This window comes from Actinomyces sp. oral taxon 180 str. F0310 (assembly GCF_000185285.1).
Taxonomy (GTDB): domain Bacteria; phylum Actinomycetota; class Actinomycetes; order Actinomycetales; family Actinomycetaceae; genus Pauljensenia.
The window spans coordinates 821,386-839,530 of the sequence record NZ_GL622194.1 but is presented as its reverse complement, the minus strand read 5'-3'; the positions used below and the strand labels follow the sequence as shown (position 1 = coordinate 839,530).

The following is an 18,145-nucleotide window of genomic DNA, read 5'->3' as shown; positions in this document are numbered from 1 at the left end:
CACGGGCCTTTGGTCTCATTGAGAATGAGTATTGGCATAGCTGGTGGTGTGTGGAAGAGCGCGCGGGGATCGACGCCGAGGGCGGCTAGACTGGCACCATCATGGACTGCGACACTGTCGGCTTTGATGCCACCTCCACCGGGCTTCCTTGCGCGACCTCTTCGGCGACCCGCCCCGGCCTCGTGAGCGGGGGACGCCGATGACGACCGCGGCGATGCTGCTGCTCGGCATCCTCCTGACGGCGGGGACCTTCGTGTTCGTGTCCGCCGAGTTCTCCCTCGTTGCCGTCGATCAGGCGGTGCTCGACAGTCGCGCCGAGGAGGGGGACCGTGGCGCCGCCTCGGTCTTGCGAGCGACCCGCTCCTTGTCCACCCAGCTTTCCGGCGCCCAGGTGGGCATCACGCTGACGACGATCCTGCTGGGGTACACGACGCAGAGCGCCCTAGCTGACCTGCTCGCGGGCCTGCTGGGGAGCGCGGGCCTGGCGTGGGGGCTGGCGACCGGTGTCGCAGCCTTCGTGGCGGCCGCTTTCGTCAACGTCTTCTCCATGCTCTTTGGCGAGCTCGTCCCCAAGAACCTCGCGTTGGCCCATCCGATGAGCACGGCCGCCCGCGTCGTTCCCTTCCAGATGGCTTTCACCGTGGTGGCTCGCCCCATTATCTGGGTGCTCGGCGGGACCGCGAACTGGGTGCTGGCGCGCATGGGTATCGAGCCGCAGGAGGAGATTTCCTCGGCGCGCTCCGCGTCCGAACTGGCTGCCCTCGTCGAGCACTCCGCCGAGGAGGGGACCCTCGACACATCCACCGCCGACCTCTTCACGAATACGATCCGCATGACGACCCTCAGCGCCGCCGACGTCATGACGGACCGCGGACGCCTCTACACCCTGGGGGAGGGAGCCAGCGCGCAGGACGTGTTGGATCTGGCCCGGCAGACGGGGCACTCGCGCTTCCCCGTCATCGGTGACGACTCCGACGACATCCTCGGCCTGGTCTCCCTGCGGCGCGCGGTCGCGGTGCCCGTCGAACGCCGCGCCGAGGTGCCCGTCGTCTCCTCCTCCCTCATGAGCGAGGCTCCCTCCGTCCCCGAGACGGCGCCGATCGGCCCCCTTATGGTTCAGCTACGCGACGAGGGACTGCAGATGGCCGTCGTCGTCGACGAGTACGGCGGGGTTTCCGGGATCGTCACCCTTGAGGACGTCGTCGAGGAGATCGTCGGGGAAGTCTCGGACGAGCACGACCAGCGGCGCCTGGGCATCCGCCCGCGTCCCGACGGAACCTTCCTCGTGCCCGCCACGCTGCGCCCCGACGAGCTCGCCCGGCGCACGGGCATTGCCCTGCCCGAGGACGGCCCCTACGACACGATTGGGGGCCTGGTCATGAACGAGCTGGGGGAGATACCCTCCGTCGGCTCGCGCGTGAGCGTCGACGGGGTCGGCATTGAGGTCAGTCAGATGCAGGGCAGGAGGGTCGCCCAGGTTGCGATCACTCCCGCACCCGGGGGCGAGGAGGAGCCCCAATGAGCGCCGGATGGAGCCTGGCCGTCACCGTCGTGCTGCTGGCCATCAACGCCTTCTTCGTGGCCGGCGAGTTCGCCGTCACCTCCACGCGACGCTCCCAGATCGAGCCGTTGGCCGATGCGGGGGAGCGCCGCGCGGGGGACGCCCTGTACGCGCTGCGCCACGTGTCCCTCATGCTGGCGATATGCCAGCTGGGCGTCACCGTCGCATCCACGACCCTGGGCGTCGTCGCCGAGCCTGCGATCGCCCACCTCGTGGAGTCCCCGCTGGGGCGCCTGGGTGCCCCCGAAGCATCCAGTCACGTCGTCGGCTTCGCGGTCGCCCTCGTCATCGTTCTCTTCTGCCACGTGGTCTTCGGGGAGATGGTGCCAAAGAACATCTCGATTGCGGCTCCCGTGCGCATGCTCCTCTTCCTGGCGCCCGTCCTCGTGCGCCTGGGACGGGTGCTGCGCCCGATCATTATGGCCATGGATCGTTTCGCGAATTGGTTCGTGCGCCTCGCCGGCTACGAGCCGCGCTCGGAGATCGCCTCCACGTACACGGTGCAGGAGGTCGCCTCGATCGTCGAGGCATCCCAGGCCGAAGGCAAGATCACCGACGAGCTCGGTCTGCTCAGCGGCGCGCTGGAGTTCTCCGAGGAGACGGCCGGGTCGGCCATGGTGCCCCTGGGAGACCTCGTCTCGCTGCCCGCGGGAGCCACCCCCGCGGACGTGGAGGACCTGGTTGCCCACACCGGCTACTCGCGATTCCCCGTGGCCGACGAGGATGGGGCTATCGTCGGCTACGTGCACCTCAAAGACGTGCTCTACGCCAGCGGGGAGGAACGAGACCAGCCGATCACCCCGTGGCGCATCCGTCGCCTCGAGTCCGTCGCCCGGGAGGACCAGGTCGAGGACGCGCTGCGCCACATGCAGCGCACCGGCGTGCACTGTGCTCTCGTGCGCGAGGGGGGAGAGGTTCTCGGCATCCTCTTCCTGGAGGACATCCTGGAGCTCCTCGTCGGCGAAGTACGTGACGTCTTGCAGCGACCGTGACGAGGTAACGGTCAGCGGGGTACATTAGGGCGAGGCAACAGCGAGACCATGAAGGAGAGGGAACGCGTGGGCGACATCGAGTGTCCGCTGCCGAAGCGATCGCAGCTGCGCGCTGCGCGCTCCCAGGAGACGCGCGGCGAAGAGGAGGCGGAGACCTCCGCGCTGCCGCTTGACCGGGCGGCCAGCGGCGTCGGCGAGGGAGAGTCCGTGGAGGCGGCCGCGTCGGGAAGTGAGCGTGGCGAGGAAGCCACCCCCGCGCTCGGCCAGGCACGCGAGTCCGTGGATCGCGCGGCTGATCGCGTCGAGGACTCCGCTCCGTCCTGTGGCGAGGACGACCCGGGTGCCGCCGAGGACGGGGACGCCTCGTCGCCGCCGCGTCGGCGCGGCAACGTCCACCCCGTTGGCTACCTGCTGCGCGCCCTCCTCGTCGCCGGACTGGCCGGCGCCACCATCGCCGTACCCATGACGGGGCGCGTCGGATCCGACTCCTCGCTGACCGTGCCCGCACGAGCCTTCGGCGCGTCGGTGGGGGGAAGCAGCTGGGCGACCTCCTCGGCGCTGCCCCAGGCCACCCAGCTGGACGCGACCCTCACCGCGAACTCGCGCGCGAGGGCGAAGGCGCCCGTGTCCATCACCGGCTGCGGGATCGGCAACGGCGCGGACGGCAACCGGAAGGTCAAGGTCGTGGCGGACACGATCTACTGGCCCCTCGCCGAGGGCTCCTTCGTCATCACCTCGCCGTTCACGACCCGCATTTCGCCCGTGTCCGGGCAGCTGCTCGCCCACGAGGGCATCGACATGGCCGCGCCCTTGGACACGCCGATCACTGCTGTCTACGGGGGCGTCGTCGAGGAGCTTGCCGAGAACTCCCGTTCGGGCGCGTACGTGCAGATCAAGCACACCAAGTCCGATGGCACGGTCTTCCACTCGGCCTACCTGCACCAGTACATGAACAAAATTACCGTCAAGCTCGGGGACACGGTCACCGCCGGTCAGGTCATCGGAGCGGTCGGCAACAACGGCTGGTCGACGGGCCCTCACCTGCACTTTGAAATCCACGATTCCTCCGACACTCCCATCGACCCGGAGGCGTGGATGAAAGAAAACAAAGCGGTTTACCTCGGACAGGAGTCCTGCTCATGATGCCCGTAACGACGAGACGCGGCCCCATTGTCTTCGCGCACAGGGGAGGAGGGGAGGAAGCCCCCGAGAACACGGTGAGCGCCTTCACCCGCGTCTACGAGGCCGGGATCCGCCACGTCGAGACCGACGCGCATCTGACCGCCGACGGGCACGTCGTTGTCTCCCACGACGACACGGTGGACCGCTGCTACGACGGGACCGGTCGCATCTCGCAGATGACCTGGCGGGACCTGTCCCGGCTGCGCCACCGCGACAGCGGCGAGCAGATGCCGCTGCTTGCCCAGGTTCTCGAGGTGTTCCCCGACATGTACCTCAACATTGACGCCAAGGAACCCGGCGTCGAGGGGCCGCTCCTGGACGTGATCGCCGCCCACGGGGCAGCGAATCGGGTCCTGGTGGCTTCCTTCTCCGAGCCACGCCTGCGCGCCGTGCGTGACCGCGCCGCGTCCGATCCGGCGCGCGCGGTGGCGACATCGCTGGGCACCGAGGCTGTCGTGCGCCTGGTAGGGGCGGCGAAGAGCGCGACTAATCCCGCGTGGTGGCACGTGCCGGGGCCTCGCCAGGGCGCGATCGCCGCCCAGGTTCCCATGCGTCAGGGGCCGGTGCGCGTCGTGGATGAGCGTTTCGTGGCGACGGCCCACACGCTCGGCCTTGCCGTACACGTGTGGACCATCAACACGGTGGCCGACGTGCTGCGCCTCCTTGAGGTTGGCGTCGACGGCATTATCACCGACCGCCCCGTGTTCCTGCGCGACTTCCTGGACGCGCGCGGCCTGTGGACCCAACCCCCGGCGCCCGGTTCTGTCTCGGGGCCCAGGGACTGAGGTTATTGCGGGACTGACTGAGCTTATTGCTTGAAGTGGCGGGCGCGCACCGGCATTTGCCTCGTGTAAAGCGAGTATTTCAGGATTGCGCTAACCGCCAATAAGCCCCATCATCATTGCCCAGATTGCTGCGCGAGGCGGTGCGTCCAGCACCGGGTGAGACGGCATTCGTGCGAGAGCCTTGTCGTCGAGTGGCGCGTGGATTTGCGCGTGCATGTGGCCGGTGACAAAGCAGTCGACGTGCTGTCCCGTCCGCCACTGTCGACGCCGTATCTGTTCGCGTACGCAAGTCACCACGCTCCACCGTCCCGAGATGCAGTCTTGGGAAAAGAGCGACTCAGCCGGCCCATAGGTCACGAGGTTGTTGAGTGCTTCCTGCGCGCCTTGTACATCCAGGGCACGAATCGCAGCAACGAAATCCGTGGGAATGTAAGGAGGCCCATCGTGAATAGTGGGGCCCGCGTGCAGCAGGGAGACAAAGGCCAAGATATGGGGGACTTCGCAGTAATCCACCTGGCTGAAGTGCACGCCATCCACGTCGGAACGCATCACGATGGAACGCGGAGCTACCGGCCAGATTCGCCAGTCGCGCACGGCGCCCGATATGGACGGGGAAACGACGTGAATGACGATGCGGGCGCGTGCGGCGCGCACAGGTTCGAGGATGCGTGCGGCATCGCCGGACAAACCGTTGGCACCGGCCAGTCCGAGCGACACCAGTCCGCTGGAGAGAGCGGCGCTTGAGATACGACTAGCCTTCTCGTTGCTCGCGATCATCTCGAGCAGGGCATCGGCCTGCTCAACGGTGACGATAATCTGATCCGAGGAGTCGCTTTCGATTGGATGGTCGCTCACGGCGCCACCTCCAGGGTTTGGGCCATCGTGATGAAATCATCGATGATCATTGGGAATAGGACGCTGGGGCACGTACACGTCGCGGTCCACAGGAAACGCTGCGGCGGTTGCTGCGTCGTGGGCGCAGTGCGTGTGATCCACGTGAGCTGGCTGAGTGTCAGAGAGACATTTTCGAGAATGTACACGCCAGTGCGCCAGCGGGCGCCCTCGGGGAGCACTGGCCACGCGAAGTCGTCAATAAGGTGGAATCCAGGCAACGCTTCCTCCACCTGCCTGACGCTGTCCGCGTAGACTTCGTCGTCGCTCGCGTCGGTGCTGAGCGCTCCGCCGGTGACCACGAAGGTCGGAACGTTTCCCTCATCTTTCGTCTTAGCGATGGCGACGAGACGGACGCTGGGATCATCTGCCAGGGGGCTGAGCTGTGCGTATTCCTCTGGGATGAGGAACCGCCATCCGGAGGAAAGGGTCATTGTTACCTGTTCGTGCACCAGAATTCCTTCCTGCCAGCATGTTTCTCGTACGCCTCCCGATCGATGTTGCAATCGTCGTCTAAGAGCCCATGGCGCTTGGCGTACTGCCAATCGGCGTAGACCCACCGGGGAAACTTGATGGGCAGAAGGCCAATGAGGAAGAAAGATAGAAATACTAGGATTGAAATGGCGGCAATGCGCGACAAAATCCCCGGTAGTTGAAAATAATTGATCAATCCTAGGATGCCGCCGAGAAGAAAAATGCATGCAAATGCGGGTGCTCCGATAGCAGCATAATTTCTACTGATTCTTCCTTTGCCGTTCATTCGGCGCCACAGGTTCGCAGCCTTTGAGTCTGTGAACATCTCGGCGTACCACACCGCCGCTCCGAAGAATCCCATTCCGATTCCGATAATAGCCAGTGTAATGTTCTCGTTCATGCAATTGTCCATTGTTAATTGAGTGTCGCGTTATTGATCGCGTCACCTGTCATTTCGCCAAAGTAATGGCCGGCCACCCCGCCGATGACGCCGCCGACTAGGCCGCCAACGACGGCACCAATGGGGGCGAAAGGCCCCGAGATAGCGGGTACAACCCCGCGTTCATTCACCAGAATCCCTTGCCGTTTGTGTGTTTCTCGTAAGCCTCCTGATCGATGTTGCCGTTCTCGTCCAGGAGGCCGTGCCGCTTGGCGTACTGCCAATCGGCGTACAGCCAGCGAGGAAACCTAATTGGAAGAAGAGCAATGAGTGTGCAAGCAGCAGCGAATAAAGCTACTGCTGCGATGCTTGTAAGCCAAAGTCTAGGAAGGCTGTAATATCTGACAATTCCAGATATACCGCCAACAAAGAAAATGATAACCATCGCAGGTGCGCCAATGGCAGCGTAGTTTCTGCTAATCTGCCCTTTTCCATTCATTCGACGCCACAGGTTCGCAGCCTTTGAGTCTGTGAACATCTCGGCGTACCACACCGCTGCTCCAATCAGCCCTAATCCGATACCGATAATAGCGATATTCAAATTTTCTTTCATGTGCTCAAGCTCCATTTAAGGGGTCAACGATGCCCTCATTGGCTGCATCTCCAACAGTTTCTCCTAAGTAGTGGCCAGCCACTCCTCCGATGACGCCGCCGACAACGCCGCCAACGACGGCACCAATGGGGGCGAAAGGCCCCGAGACTGCAGCGCCAATCGCGGCACCGCCTTTGGCTCCTAACCAGGCACCTCCCCATGTGCCAAGACCTGTGAAGGTCCCCTTCACGCCTGCCCGCGCAACCTTGTGGCCCTCGCTCCATTCGGGGTGCTGCTCGGTATCGGTTTGGTAAGTGTCATAGGCAGTGATACCTCCGTCGACGACCGCCCCCGCCACGCCGGCAACCTTTCCGGCCTTTCCCAAGACCGGGGCTATCGTTCGTGTTCCAACGGGTTCCGTTACCTGTGTTCCTGTCGGTATGAACTTCCAGTTCGATAGGTCGCCCTTGGCGAAAAATTCTGCAGGCGGCTGGTAGACTCCCTTGTTGAACTGAATCGTGGCCGCGGATGCAGTCTGACCGAGAAGATCGGTGGCTCCCATTGTGTAGGGAAGTAAATTGGCGCATGGGTGCTCATCGTCCAAAACGAACTGGCTTTTGAGTCCGTTGAAAACGGGTTCAATCCATTGCTCATAGGTGTCCACTTTGAGACTGTCTAACGCAAGTGAAAACACGTGCTCGGCACGTTCATAATTCAACCGCTGGACCTCAGCTTGCGCTTGCAGCTCATTAAAACTATGGACAAGGTCATCGTCCGACTCATCGAATAGGGTCACTGTGTCGCCTTCGACGATCAGACCACAGTCTTGGGCTTTCTGCGCGATTCCCTTGTACTCCTCACGTACTGACTTCATCGACCAGGCGAGTTCGGATACAGCGTTCGTGAGTGCTTTCAGATCGTTGGAGATTTCTTCACACACGGCCGATGCGATTTGTAAATCGTGCTGACATGGGTCGACAAGAAGTGCCTCCTGCTGGCCGACAATGGAGGAAGCGCGCACTGTATCTCCGTCTGCGGTATGCAATGCGCCGGAAGCTTGTTCGCATTGATCCTTGAACGTGAAGAGATTGTCGACGTTAATCGGGAAAGGCATGGAAAACCATGCTCCGTGTTGGCGTGTATCTTCATCGGTACTCATCGTGGCCCCCTGGCGCGCAGATACTCTCCTGTTGACTGAAGACTGGCAGCTTCCTGATTATCGGTGGTTGCAAAATTCTCGGATGCTGCGGTCAGTCCGCGAGCGATAGAAAAAGAACAAAAAGATGCCTTCTGTATAATACGATTGATCCTCTCGATCTTCGCTGTCAGATCCGCCTCATTACTCCCAGCGCCACTAGGTGCTTCGAGAGTCTCAGAGGCGACGCTCTCGCTCGAGTACTCCAGGATGTTGATGGCACGTGACACCGCGGTCGCGTCCCATACGATTCCACCGGACAACTGTCTCCCCTTACGACTCGGTCAGCAGTAACAGATCAGGATAGCCCTCCGTCAAAGTGATCGTCAAGTCCTCATTGAAGAGATTAGGTTCCTCTAGAACCTTAAAAGTTCAGCAAAAAACGGGGGCGGAGCCGCCTGGCTCCGCCCCCTCGATGCAGTTGTCAGGACCGCTGACTCACTCGTCTACTCACGGTGTCACCTCCAGTGTCTGGGCCATGGTGATGAAATCGTCGATGAACGCCGGGAAGTTAGTGCTGGGGCACGTACACGGTTCTGTCCACAGGGGACGGCGCGGCGAGCCTGGTCCGGCGTGCGGGGCGCGCGTGATCCACGTGAGTTGAGTGAGCGTCAGCGACGCATTGTCGAGGATGTAGACGCCGGTCCGCCATCGGGCGCCTTTCGGGGTGAGCGGCCAGGCGAAGTCATCAATGAGGTGGAATCCGGGCAGTGCATCCTGTACTTGCTGGATGCTGTCCGCGTAGATCTCATCCTCGCTCGCGTTGGTTCTCAGTTCGCCTCCGGTGATGACAAAGGTTGGAATGGAGCCGCATAAGAAATCCTTATCCTAGTTCTTACGCAACGCGGTTGACACTTTGATCATTGATCACATCACCAACATGTTCACCAGCATAGTGGCCGCTAAGCCCGCCCAAGAACCGAGAGTGTTCGCAACGATTCCGAAAGACAAGGAAGGATGGGCGGTATGAGGGTCCTCATCGTCGCCTAATCCCTGGCGACCACATCAGTTCCCTCCTGGCCAACACGGGGCCGCGCAATCGCACGCAGGTGGCGGTCCGGTACTGCCGTGCCGGAAGGTGAGGAAACCCGGTCGGCGGTCATTCTGGCCAGTCGGACTCCAAGTAGGCGCCCACCGCCCTGTTGCGGAACGTGTAGTGGGGGCGGCCCCTGCGGATGACGCGCCGGATGAGGTCGAGGCGTTGGGCGGTCGGCCCCGCGTCGGAGGCTCGATGGTAGTCGAGTGCGCGTGCGATGTTCGTCAGGGTCCGCTCCGAGGGCGGCAGCTGCGCCATCGCTTCGAGAAATTCCCGCTCCCGGGCGGGTAGGCGCTCCAGGATGCGCTGCACGTGGGTCTCGGCCTCGTGGACGGCACCGCGCCACCCCGATGCGACCTGCTCGGCGGTGATGAGGTCGTCGGTTCCCGCGTACCAGGCGCGTTCACCCGCTAGCTGGAAGAGGAACGGCTCACCGCGCGAGAGCTCGACAATGGTTCGCTGCGCCGATGCCTCCATGTAGACGCGCTCGCCGCCGGGCACCTGCCACCCCTCGGTCACGAACGGGTGGAGCGCGGCCAGCAGGTCGTTGTCGCTGATCGGTTCAAGGATTGTCGTGCGGAAACGCCGTGCGAAGGTTGCGCCCGTCCTGGCCCCCGCCATGTCGGCGAATTCTGGAAGGCCGGTGAGGTACACGGCGATCGGGAGGGCGCGCGAGGCGCGCGGGCCACCTGGCAGGACGATCTCCTCCTCGTGGGCCAGCGCGTCGCCCAGGGCGATGAGCAGTTGCGAGCGGGCCGCTTCGTCGGTGATGTTCTGCACCTCGTCGATGTGGATGAGGATCACCGCGTCGGCGCGAATCGCGGCACGGCCGATCTCGACGAGGAGCTCGGTAAGCGCCGTGTACGGCTCGGGTCCTGCGTGCGGCCGCACCGTGAGCCCGAATCCTGAGGCGGCGATCGATTCGACCCGGCCGAGCAGGTCGGTGATGCGGCGCTCGCGGGCGCTCGGCAGGCCCGCATCGGACGCCAGGCGCAGGAGCGCCGATGCCACCCGTTTCACGGGGTCGCTGCCGGAGGGGATCCTGAGCTGGGGTGTTGTCCAGTCGCCTTCGGCGGCAGCTGAGTGCGCGATCTTGCGCACCAGTGCGGACTTGCCCGACCCGGCTTCGCCGAGGATGGTGCGCCCGCGCTCGTGGATGCCCGCGCGCCGACGCGGGCGCACGACATCACGCCAGTCGCTGAGTTGCTCGACTCGCCCCGCCCACACGTGGGGGACGGTGTCGGATCCAGGGCTGAAGGGAGAGTCCAGTGGAGTCCTCATGGTGATAAGTTTATCAACGCTTCGTGCGTTTGATAAGTTTATCAGCGCTCTTGCCGCGATAAGCGGGAGGGTGGAAGTCGCGCGCCGCTGGTTGGGCGCGGCGGGCAGTGCGACTAGCGCTCTGGGGGCGCGAACGAGGGCCCGGCACGCGGATGGGGAAACCGGCGCACGGACGAGCGCCCGGGGGCTGGGGCACTCACAGGCGGGAGCGCCCGGAGGCTGGGGCACTCACAGGCGGGAGCGCCCGGAGGCTGGGGCACTCACAGGCGGGCGGCCTTCTCCAGTCCCTCCTGGATCGCCGGCAGGTTCGAGTGCTTCCTGCGGATGCGCCACTTGCCGAAGGTGGGCGAGTAGTCAGGCAGCCACGCCAGTCCTCCGTCGCGCACGCCGCCCAGGAACATCGCAGTCCATTTGGGGTGGCCCTGCTGGGCGAGTTCGAACTGCCAGGCGGCCAGCACTTTGCCCAGCTCGTCCCACGCTGATGGGGTCAGCCAGTCGTCGAAATGCTCGGAGCCGCGCTCGAGGGCGGCGTAGGTGGAGACCTTCTGGCTGTCGGGGGCCTTGTTGACCAGCAGCGCCACCTCGGTCCACCCCTCCGCAGCCGCCTCGGCGTTCGCGTGCAGGATCTTCGCGACCGCCGCGATGTACTTGACGTTGGTGTCACGCGAATCAGCGGTGTTCGGACGTGTCATAGAGTGTTCCTCCTCGAGTCGTTCGCCGACGGCGATGCTTCGTTGCCTCGCCCGCCGGTTATCTGATCCTTCCCCCTCATTTTAACAGCGTATGGGGTGCGAGCGGACCCCTCTTTACCCTCTCTTGTCAGTGTGTCCGCACCCCGCGGCCCCGGGCGGCGTAGGATCGGGCCGCGCGCAGCGGTCGTGCCCCTGTCGGAGGTTCTGGTGGTGGTTGCAACGCCTCGAACCTGCTGCTCGGGGTATGAAACGTGTTGCAACCATCCCTAGAATCTGCCCTTGACAGCCACCTTCGGGGGGGGGGGGTAGGCTTCGTTCCTGTCAATCGGTAAGGAGCGTGGCGTGTCGGGTCAGGTCGTGTGGGATAGCGATGAAGTGTCGCGAGCATCTTCCATTCTCGAAGCATCGGGTGAAAACGTTGCAGCGTACGTGCTGGATACTCCTTCCGGGGTCGGCAGTAACGAGGGGAGGCTTTCTGAGCGGATCGCGAAAATCAATGAGGTAATTGCGATGAGCTCCTTCTGTTCGCTCGCCGTAGCGCAGGGGCTGGACGCGGCCTCCAGTGCCTTTGCTCAGGCCGATGATCAGGCCGCCGCGGAAATTGCGGCGGTCCGCGAGTACCTCGACAGTCTGGACGCACGATGACAAACGCAAGTGCTGTCTCTGAGGGTTCCTCGTTTTCGATGGAATTCCTCATCGACGTCGATGCTCTGTTTGCCTTTGAAACGATCTGTGAGGAATCGATCGGCGCGCTCACTCGGGCCGATGGTGATGTGGCGCGCGCCTCGGCTATCGTCTCCCAGCAGGAGTCCTTGCTCGTGCATCGGTGCAACGAGGATCTGCTGACGACATCGCAAACATACGAGGAGATGGCGGCGGATTTGAAGGCGTTGAAGCTGGCCGTCTCGGACCTGGCGTGGTCGATGCGGTCGGTGCGGGGCGAGTATCAGGGGATTGCTCAGGCTGCGGCCGCGGGTGGTCTGATCGTCGAGGGGGACACGGTGATCCTGCCGGACGAGCAGGATGCGGCGCTGAGCAAAGTATTCGGCGAGCTCAGCGTCAGGGCGCGGGAGCAACGGCTGAACTACGAGCGCGCGGAGTATGTGTTCTCTCTGGCGCTCGATGATCTCAAAATTGGCACGTATGAGCAGTGGATTAAGCCGGTGTTCGACGGGCTGAAAGAACACTTTGTTCTGAGCGAGAAGCATCGACTGGCCATCGCTGTCCCCTATGCATTGGGGCTGTTAGATTTTCTCGGGCAGTCGACAGTCGCGCTCACGATGCAGCACTTCAGTGGGTTATACGAGGCTCCAGAGGGATTCCTCGCCAGGGGTGATCTGTCGAAGTGGAAGTTTCGGCCGCCGGGAGCGCACGGGCTGGAACCAACCGGGACACGTGTTGTGGCTCCGATTGCCGGAAAAATCGGGAAGGTTGCTGGCGTGGCGGGTGCTGTTGTCGATGGTGGTATCACCGCCTACGATACGTATCAAACCGATACGGTTCAGCACCCCGAGTGGAGCGAGGGGCACAAGGTCGCGCGTGCTGGTGTGAAAGGAGTGACAACTGGTGGCGCAACCTTCATTATGGGTGTTGGTGGGGCAAAAATTGGTGCGGCTGTTGGTGCCGCATGCTCAGGACCGTTTGCCCCTGTGGGCGCTGTAGTTGGCGGTCTCATCGGAGGGGTCATCGGTGGATTGGCAGGACACTATGGGGGTGAGTACTTTGGTGATCTCATCAATGAGCAGGGAACCGATCGTATCGCTGAGTCAGTTGGGTAAGGCCTGAACTATGCGAGAGAATCCGGCTGGTTATCTATGCTGTCTCGCCATTGCGCTTACTGGATCTGTCACCTGGTATGTCGAGATGTTTCTTGATGGGAAAGTAGCAAGATTGTGGCGACGAATGAATGGGAGGGGGCGGATTGGTCAGAATATTGCTGCAGTCGGGGCTCCAGCCATAACGTGTATAAGTTACATTGCGCTGTGTGTTGGACTACTAAAGGAAATAGCTGCCCCTGGATGGCTACTGTTCACACTCGCATGCTTGATGATGTTGCTCGTATTTGTATTTCTCCTCAGTCTCCTACCAATCAGGTTCCCAAACGTCCTTTACGCCGATTGGCAGTACGCCAAGCGGCACGGGCTGTTGGATGAGAGCGGAAACATTGATCAGGAGGCGTGGGTGCTTCATCATGCTCAGAGGCGGGGGGATACGTGGTGGTGAGTCTTGCGTCGGGGTGGCGGCTCGTCACCCCAGAGGAGCGCGCAGAACTGGGGGCGCTCGCCGCTGTATTGATCGGCCACTACCTAGGAGAAAGTGTAGGCGATCTAGCCAACGATACTATTGTCGATCCAATCAGTGAAGGGTAATCATATGAACGAGGATCTTAAGCTAGCTATTGCTGGGTTCGGCATGGGTATTCTTGGAGTTGGGGTGTGGTATGCGGAAATGTTTTTAGACTCAAGAACCGCGAACCTGTGGCGTCGGATGAATGGGAAGGGGAGAATCGGTAGGAACTTTGCTGCTATCGGCGCGCCTTCAATCGCTTGTATCTTCTTACTAGCTGGAATATCTGGATTTATCAAGTATTTTAACCTGCCCACAATTTGGCTAACAGGTGTTGCTGCGACAATTCTGATCTTTCTTGTCCTCTTTCTAATTGGGCTATTACCGATCAGATTCCCTAATTTCGTGTATGCCGATTGGCAGTATGCCAAACGGCACGGGCTGTTGGATGAGAGCGGAAACATTGATCAGGAGGCGTGGGTGCTTCATCATGCACAGAGGCGGGGGGATACGTGGTGGTGAGCCTTGCATCGGGATGGCGGCTCGTCACCCCAGAGGAACGCACAGAACTGGGGGCGCTCGCCGGTGATGCCAGCGTGCGTCTTATTGCTGTCGGAAAGGCGAAAGATGAGGGGAATGTCCCGACTCTGGTGATCGCCGGTGGGGAACTGAGAACCGATGCGAGCGATGAAGCGGTCTACGCGGACAGTGTCCAGCAGCTGGAAAAACCGTTCCCTGGGTTTCATCTCATTGATGACTTCGCCTGGCCGCTCACCCCGACAGATGCCCGATGGCGGACAGGCGTCTACATCCTCAACGATGTCTCGCTGACGCTCACTCAACTCACATGGATCACGCGCGCCCCGCACGCCGGGCCAGGCTCGCCGCAGCGTTCCCTGTGGACAGCGACGTGTACGTGTCCCAGCATTGTCTTCCCGGCGGTCATCGACGATTTCATCACCATGGCCCAGACTGCGGAGGTGCCATCGTGAGTGCTGATGCCACCGATTCGCGTTCTGCGGATCAGCTGATCGTCACCATCGAGCAGGCGAATGTTCTCCTCGACATGATGTCTACCAGCAAGGGGACGACGCGCGTCTCGAGCGATGCCCTCACCAGCGGACTTGTCAGCGGTGGACTTGTGGGAGTGAATGGCCTCGTTGGTGACGCACAGCGAATCCTGGGGCCCGCGAGCGATGCTCGAACGAAGGCCGCTATCCGCGTTGTGTCCCCCACCATGCCGGATGTCGTGCGCGACTGGAGGATCTGGCCAACCGTTCCGCGCTCCGTCATCATGCGTTCCGATGTGGACGGTGTGCACTTCAGTCAGGTTGATTTCTGCGAAGTCCCGCATATCCTGGCCTTCGCCTCCCTGCTGCACGCCGGACCCACCATCCACGACGGGCCGCCATACATCCCCACCGACTTCGTGCGGGCGGTTCGTACCCTCGATGTCCGCGGTGCCCAGGATGTTCTCAATGACCTGGTGACGTATGGTCCCGCCGAGTCGCACTTTGCGCGTGACTGTGTGGCTGGGCGCTGGAGTGTCGTCACCTGCGTGCGTGAGGAGAAGCGTCGTGGAAAGTGGCACCCGGGCGCGCACTTTGAGTGCTTTGTGACCGACCACCTCCACGCCCTCATTCATGCACCCCTCGACGTACAGGCTCTCTCCCGGTTGTCAGCCGATCCGACGCTGGACGCCCCGCCTCGCGCGGCGGTCTGGGCCATGGCGATGGGGCTCCTGGCCGCGTAGATGACGAAAGCCAGTTGGTCGCGGCTGCCGCGAGCAAGTGAGCGGCGCGACTGTGGTACCACGGCCGAGTAACGCCGAGCGGCAGCTGGCCGCGTGGCGTCGTGACCACGGCAAGTTCGCGGGTACACACCCATACGAAGGGACGCGCGGAAACGTGCGAAACCGGCACCGCCCCTGCGTGCCCTGTGGTTCGAGCAGGTGTAACCGCAGCCGCCCCTGCGTGCCGAAATTGGCTTGAATCGTAGTGTTGTGGGCGCGCAGGGGTGGCCTGAGTTTCACGTGGTGGGGGGATGGCGCGCGCAGGGGTGGCCTGAGTTTCACCCGGCGGCAGGATGCGCCCGCGCCGCAGCGCGGCAGGGTACGCTCACCCTGCAGCACAGCGCCCGCGCCACTCCACACGGAAAACACCCCGCGAGCAACACGGTAAGGCGCGACGCAACACGGCAAGAAACCGCGCAACACGCGGGGGGCGGAGCCGCCTGGCTCCGCCCCCCGTCGCATGCGTCAAAACCGCTGACTCACTCGTTCCCCGTGAAGTCGGCGACGGCCTCGTCCAGGCCCGCGCGGCGGATGCGCACGAACGACAGGAACACCAGGCCGGCGGCCAAAGCGATGCCCAGGCCTCGAACCAGCCACGACTCGCCCACGAAGATCATCGCCATGGCGGCCAGGGTCGGCACCAGGAGCGTGAAGGCGTAGCCGACGTAGCGGCCGAACGACGGCATGGGCACGCCGTCGGCCTCGGCGACCGACTTGACCATGAAGTTCGGGCCGTTGCCGATGTACGTGATCGCGCCACAGAACACGGCGCCCAGCGAAATCGGGATCAGGTAGTACTCGGGCACGCCCGCGACCAGGGTGCCCTCGCCACCGGAGGCCTTCGCCATCTCGAAGAACGTCATGTACGTCGGGGCGTTATCCAGGACCGAGGACAGACCGCCCGTGAACACGAAGTACGTCATGCGGGTCAGCGGCAGCGACGGGGCGATCTGCTCCAAGTAGCGCAGTGCCGGCGCCATCGTCGAGAAGATGCCGATGAACAGGGTCGCGACCTCCATGATCGGCGCCCACGTGAAGGCGTTCTCCTCGAATCGGACCTTCTTGTCCGAGAGCTTGTAGGACAGCCCCGCCACCGCAAACATGATGAGCTCGCGCCAGGGAACCAGCTCCGTCCACGAGTGAACGTGCCCCTCGGCCAGCGCCTCGCCCTCCCAGGAGGGGGCGAAGGCGACGGAGAGGATGATGATCGCGAAGAACAGGAGGTTGATGGCCCCGTGCAGGCGCAGTGGCTTGACCTCGCGGTCGTCGGCCTCGATGGAAGCGGTGTCCTCGGAGGCGTAGCGGACCCGGTCGATCGAGTAGTAGGACAGGAGTAGCAGCACCAGGACGAAGAGCCACTCCTTCCACAGCGCGAACGTCCACGTGAAGGGCACGCCGTGCAGGTAACCGAGGAAGAGTGGCGGGTCGCCCAGGGGGGTGAGTATGCCGCCGCAGTTTGCCACGATGAAGATCGTGAAGAGGACCGTGTGCACGCGGTGCTGACGTTCCTTGTTCGTCTCCAGGAGCGGGCGGATGAGCAGCATCGCGGCGCCCGTCGTTCCGATGAACGAGGCGAGCAAGCCGCCGATCGCGAGGAAAATCGTGTTGTTGCGCGGGGTTGCCTTGATGTCGCCTGCGAGGTGAATGCCTCCGGAGACGACGAACAGCGCGAACAGCAGGGCGATGAACTGGACGTATTCCACGCCCGTGGCGATGAGCGGGCTTGTGCCCGCCTTCACGAACATCCAGATCGTGGTGGGCACGCCCAGGGCCAGCGCGACGGTCAGCTGGGAGGATTCCTTTTCCCACCAGTGCGAGGTCTTCGGGATGATGGGCAGGAGCGCGATGCAGGCGAGCATCGCGACGAAGGGGAGAAGGCTCCACCAGGGGTAGGTCATCGGCCGCTCCTTGGTTCACGGTTGGGACGAGGCCCATTTTATTGGGGCGGCTGCGCCCAGGCGCGGGGTGTTCCGCGAGGTGAAAGGGGCTTGGGTCACGAGGCGTGGGCGCGGCGGATCCGCGAGCGCGGCGCGGGCATGGGTGGCGCCCCGAACAGGACTCGAACCTGCGACCTCTTGCACCGGAGGCAAGCGCTCTATCCGCTGAGCTATCGGGGCAGCTCGGCCAGTTTAGCAGGCTTCATACGCCCGCGCGTAACGGTGAAGTGTGCCATACTGATCCGTGTTTCGTGTCTGATAACTTTTCGGGAGGATTCTATGCGCGTTCACGTCGGCACCGATCACGCCGGCTTTGAGCTGAAGGAAAAGGTCGTCGCCCACCTGCGCGAGGCCGGTCACGACGTCGTGGACCATGGCGCGCACACCTACGATGCCCTCGATGACTACCCGCCGTTCTGTATCGAAGCAGCACAGGCGGTCGTGGACGAGCCGGGAAGCCTCGGCATCGTCATCGGCGGCTCGGGCAACGGCGAGCAGATGGCCGCTAACTGTGTGGAGGGGGTGCGCGCAGCCCTCGTGTGGTCGGACGCGACCGCGCGCCTGGCTCGCGAGCACAACGATGCCAACGTCGTGGCGGTCGGCGCCCGCCAGCACAGCGAGGAGGAGGCCATCGCCCTCATTGACGCGTTCCTGGAGACGCCCTTCAGCGGGGACGAGCGTCACCAGCGCCGCATCGACCTGATGAAGGACTACGAGCGTTCCGTGCGCGCCTGAGAGACGCTGACAGTAGGGGAACGGGGCCGGTGGCGAACACCGGCCCCGTTCCCCGTGCCCTGCCCGGTGTGCTGCTGCCTTGTCGGTGTCTGCGGCGGAGCAGCCGATGTCCTACGACGTGCCCTGCCCGGTGAGCGGCGGCCTTGTCGGCGTCTCGTCGGTCCGCCTCGCCACCGTTCGCGGGTAGTCCTTTCGGCCAACTGTTCTGCCAGGCCGAATCGGCTACTCGTCGTGGGTGGTCCGTCGGCCTACGTGCCTCGCGGATAGGATTGGGCGTTACCGATGATGGCGACCCCGCGGTCCTGGGGGCTACGCGCCTCGCGGATAGGTTATGA

At 63.2% G+C, this 18,145-nt stretch carries 19 protein-coding genes and 1 tRNA gene; 11 read left to right on the top strand and 9 right to left on the bottom strand.

What is annotated here, in order from left to right; all coding sequences use genetic code 11:
* Positions 1-199: 199 nt before the first annotated feature.
* The 4 genes from HMPREF9006_RS03645 to HMPREF9006_RS03630 are packed head-to-tail and all read left to right on the top strand — an operon-like array spanning position 200 to position 4,520.
* Positions 200-1,522 carry a hemolysin family protein gene (locus HMPREF9006_RS03645; RefSeq protein ID WP_009212188.1) on the top strand — a complete coding sequence of 441 codons (1,323 nt, stop codon included), beginning with the start codon at positions 200-202 and terminating at the stop codon, positions 1,520-1,522.
* Complete coding sequence (locus HMPREF9006_RS03640; RefSeq protein WP_009212187.1) at positions 1,519-2,553, top strand: hemolysin family protein; 1,035 nt, start codon at positions 1,519-1,521, stop codon at positions 2,551-2,553. The genes HMPREF9006_RS03645 and HMPREF9006_RS03640 overlap by 4 nt, the downstream gene beginning before the upstream one ends.
* Before the next feature lie 48 nt (positions 2,554-2,601).
* Positions 2,602-3,696 (top strand): M23 family metallopeptidase, encoded by a 1,095-nt coding sequence (locus HMPREF9006_RS03635; protein WP_009212186.1) that lies wholly within the window; start codon positions 2,602-2,604, stop codon positions 3,694-3,696.
* Positions 3,693-4,520, top strand: coding sequence for a glycerophosphodiester phosphodiesterase (locus HMPREF9006_RS03630; RefSeq protein WP_009212185.1), 828 nt, complete (start codon positions 3,693-3,695; stop codon positions 4,518-4,520). Before HMPREF9006_RS03635 ends, HMPREF9006_RS03630 begins: the two co-directional genes overlap by 4 nt.
* A 90-nt stretch (positions 4,521-4,610) precedes the next feature.
* On the opposite strand, the gene HMPREF9006_RS03625 is transcribed toward HMPREF9006_RS03630, so the two are convergent.
* The 7 genes from HMPREF9006_RS03625 to HMPREF9006_RS03595 form a co-directional block, all read right to left on the bottom strand.
* Positions 4,611-5,375 (bottom strand): hypothetical protein, encoded by a 765-nt coding sequence (locus HMPREF9006_RS03625; protein ID WP_009212184.1) that lies wholly within the window; start codon positions 5,373-5,375, stop codon positions 4,611-4,613.
* Entirely contained in the window at positions 5,372-5,863 is a 492-nt protein-coding gene (locus HMPREF9006_RS03620) for a hypothetical protein (protein WP_009212183.1), read from the bottom strand. Before HMPREF9006_RS03620 ends, HMPREF9006_RS03625 begins: the two co-directional genes overlap by 4 nt.
* Entirely contained in the window at positions 5,848-6,285 is a 438-nt protein-coding gene (locus tag HMPREF9006_RS03615; protein ID WP_198002538.1) for a hypothetical protein, read from the bottom strand. The genes HMPREF9006_RS03620 and HMPREF9006_RS03615 overlap by 16 nt, the downstream gene beginning before the upstream one ends.
* Positions 6,286-6,451: 166 nt before the next feature.
* Entirely contained in the window at positions 6,452-6,877 is a 426-nt protein-coding gene (locus tag HMPREF9006_RS03610) for a hypothetical protein (RefSeq protein WP_034232043.1), read from the bottom strand.
* 4 nt (positions 6,878-6,881) lie between these two features.
* Positions 6,882-7,970, bottom strand: coding sequence for a hypothetical protein (locus HMPREF9006_RS03605; protein ID WP_009212179.1), 1,089 nt, complete (start codon positions 7,968-7,970; stop codon positions 6,882-6,884).
* Between the two features lie 1,180 nt (positions 7,971-9,150).
* Entirely contained in the window at positions 9,151-10,368 is a 1,218-nt protein-coding gene (locus tag HMPREF9006_RS03600) for an ATP-binding protein (protein ID WP_009212178.1), read from the bottom strand.
* 260 nt (positions 10,369-10,628) lie between these two features.
* Positions 10,629-11,060, bottom strand: coding sequence for a hypothetical protein (locus HMPREF9006_RS03595; RefSeq protein ID WP_009212177.1), 432 nt, complete (start codon positions 11,058-11,060; stop codon positions 10,629-10,631).
* 342 nt (positions 11,061-11,402) lie between these two features.
* Between HMPREF9006_RS03595 and HMPREF9006_RS03590 the strand changes: the two genes are divergently transcribed.
* From HMPREF9006_RS03590 to HMPREF9006_RS03570, 6 genes are all read left to right on the top strand, one after another.
* Complete coding sequence (locus HMPREF9006_RS03590; protein ID WP_034231006.1) at positions 11,403-11,705, top strand: hypothetical protein; 303 nt, start codon at positions 11,403-11,405, stop codon at positions 11,703-11,705.
* A 38-nt stretch (positions 11,706-11,743) separates the two neighbouring features.
* Positions 11,744-12,838, top strand: a complete 1,095-nt coding sequence (locus HMPREF9006_RS03585) for a hypothetical protein (RefSeq protein WP_009212175.1) — start codon at positions 11,744-11,746, stop codon at positions 12,836-12,838.
* 10 nt (positions 12,839-12,848) lie between these two features.
* Entirely contained in the window at positions 12,849-13,283 is a 435-nt protein-coding gene (locus HMPREF9006_RS11070) for a hypothetical protein (RefSeq protein WP_034231003.1), read from the top strand.
* A gap of 150 nt (positions 13,284-13,433) precedes the next feature.
* Positions 13,434-13,868 carry a hypothetical protein gene (locus tag HMPREF9006_RS10700; protein ID WP_009212173.1) on the top strand — a complete coding sequence of 145 codons (435 nt, stop codon included), beginning with the start codon at positions 13,434-13,436 and terminating at the stop codon, positions 13,866-13,868.
* A complete protein-coding gene (locus HMPREF9006_RS03575; RefSeq protein ID WP_009212172.1) occupies positions 13,859-14,338 on the top strand; it encodes a hypothetical protein in 480 nt (159 codons plus the stop codon). Before HMPREF9006_RS10700 ends, HMPREF9006_RS03575 begins: the two co-directional genes overlap by 10 nt.
* Positions 14,335-15,099 carry a hypothetical protein gene (locus HMPREF9006_RS03570; RefSeq protein ID WP_009212171.1) on the top strand — a complete coding sequence of 255 codons (765 nt, stop codon included), beginning with the start codon at positions 14,335-14,337 and terminating at the stop codon, positions 15,097-15,099. Before HMPREF9006_RS03575 ends, HMPREF9006_RS03570 begins: the two co-directional genes overlap by 4 nt.
* Before the next feature lie 518 nt (positions 15,100-15,617).
* Here the strand turns inward: HMPREF9006_RS03570 and HMPREF9006_RS03565 are convergent.
* Together HMPREF9006_RS03565 and HMPREF9006_RS03560 are read right to left on the bottom strand one after the other, a co-directional pair.
* Positions 15,618-17,036, bottom strand: coding sequence for a sodium:proton antiporter (locus HMPREF9006_RS03565; RefSeq protein ID WP_009212170.1), 1,419 nt, complete (start codon positions 17,034-17,036; stop codon positions 15,618-15,620).
* A 143-nt stretch (positions 17,037-17,179) separates the two neighbouring features.
* A tRNA-Arg gene (locus tag HMPREF9006_RS03560) sits at positions 17,180-17,255 on the bottom strand.
* Between the two features lie 99 nt (positions 17,256-17,354).
* Here HMPREF9006_RS03560 and HMPREF9006_RS03555 point away from each other — a divergent pair.
* Positions 17,355-17,810, top strand: coding sequence for a ribose-5-phosphate isomerase (locus tag HMPREF9006_RS03555; protein ID WP_009212169.1), 456 nt, complete (start codon positions 17,355-17,357; stop codon positions 17,808-17,810).
* Positions 17,811-18,145 lie beyond the last annotated feature (335 nt).

Bases quoted from the DNA above. Each gene is read 5' to 3' on its own strand.
- HMPREF9006_RS03645 (WP_009212188.1), top strand. From the start codon at position 200: ATGACGACCGCGGCGATGCTGCTGCTCGGCATCCTCCTGACGGCGGGG.
- HMPREF9006_RS03640 (WP_009212187.1), top strand. From the start codon at position 1,519: ATGAGCGCCGGATGGAGCCTGGCCGTCACCGTCGTGCTGCTGGCCATC.
- HMPREF9006_RS03635 (WP_009212186.1), top strand. From the start codon at position 2,602: ATGAAGGAGAGGGAACGCGTGGGCGACATCGAGTGTCCGCTGCCGAAG.
- HMPREF9006_RS03630 (WP_009212185.1), top strand. From the start codon at position 3,693: ATGATGCCCGTAACGACGAGACGCGGCCCCATTGTCTTCGCGCACAGG.
- HMPREF9006_RS03615 (WP_198002538.1), bottom strand. From the start codon at position 6,285: ATGAACGAGAACATTACACTGGCTATTATCGGAATCGGAATGGGATTC.
- HMPREF9006_RS03610 (WP_034232043.1), bottom strand. From the start codon at position 6,877: ATGAAAGAAAATTTGAATATCGCTATTATCGGTATCGGATTAGGGCTG.
- HMPREF9006_RS03605 (WP_009212179.1), bottom strand. From the start codon at position 7,970: ATGCCTTTCCCGATTAACGTCGACAATCTCTTCACGTTCAAGGATCAA.
- HMPREF9006_RS03600 (WP_009212178.1), bottom strand. From the start codon at position 10,368: ATGAGGACTCCACTGGACTCTCCCTTCAGCCCTGGATCCGACACCGTC.
- HMPREF9006_RS03595 (WP_009212177.1), bottom strand. From the start codon at position 11,060: ATGACACGTCCGAACACCGCTGATTCGCGTGACACCAACGTCAAGTAC.
- HMPREF9006_RS03585 (WP_009212175.1), top strand. From the start codon at position 11,744: ATGGAATTCCTCATCGACGTCGATGCTCTGTTTGCCTTTGAAACGATC.
- HMPREF9006_RS11070 (WP_034231003.1), top strand. From the start codon at position 12,849: ATGCGAGAGAATCCGGCTGGTTATCTATGCTGTCTCGCCATTGCGCTT.
- HMPREF9006_RS10700 (WP_009212173.1), top strand. From the start codon at position 13,434: ATGAACGAGGATCTTAAGCTAGCTATTGCTGGGTTCGGCATGGGTATT.
- HMPREF9006_RS03565 (WP_009212170.1), bottom strand. From the start codon at position 17,036: ATGACCTACCCCTGGTGGAGCCTTCTCCCCTTCGTCGCGATGCTCGCC.
- HMPREF9006_RS03555 (WP_009212169.1), top strand. From the start codon at position 17,355: ATGCGCGTTCACGTCGGCACCGATCACGCCGGCTTTGAGCTGAAGGAA.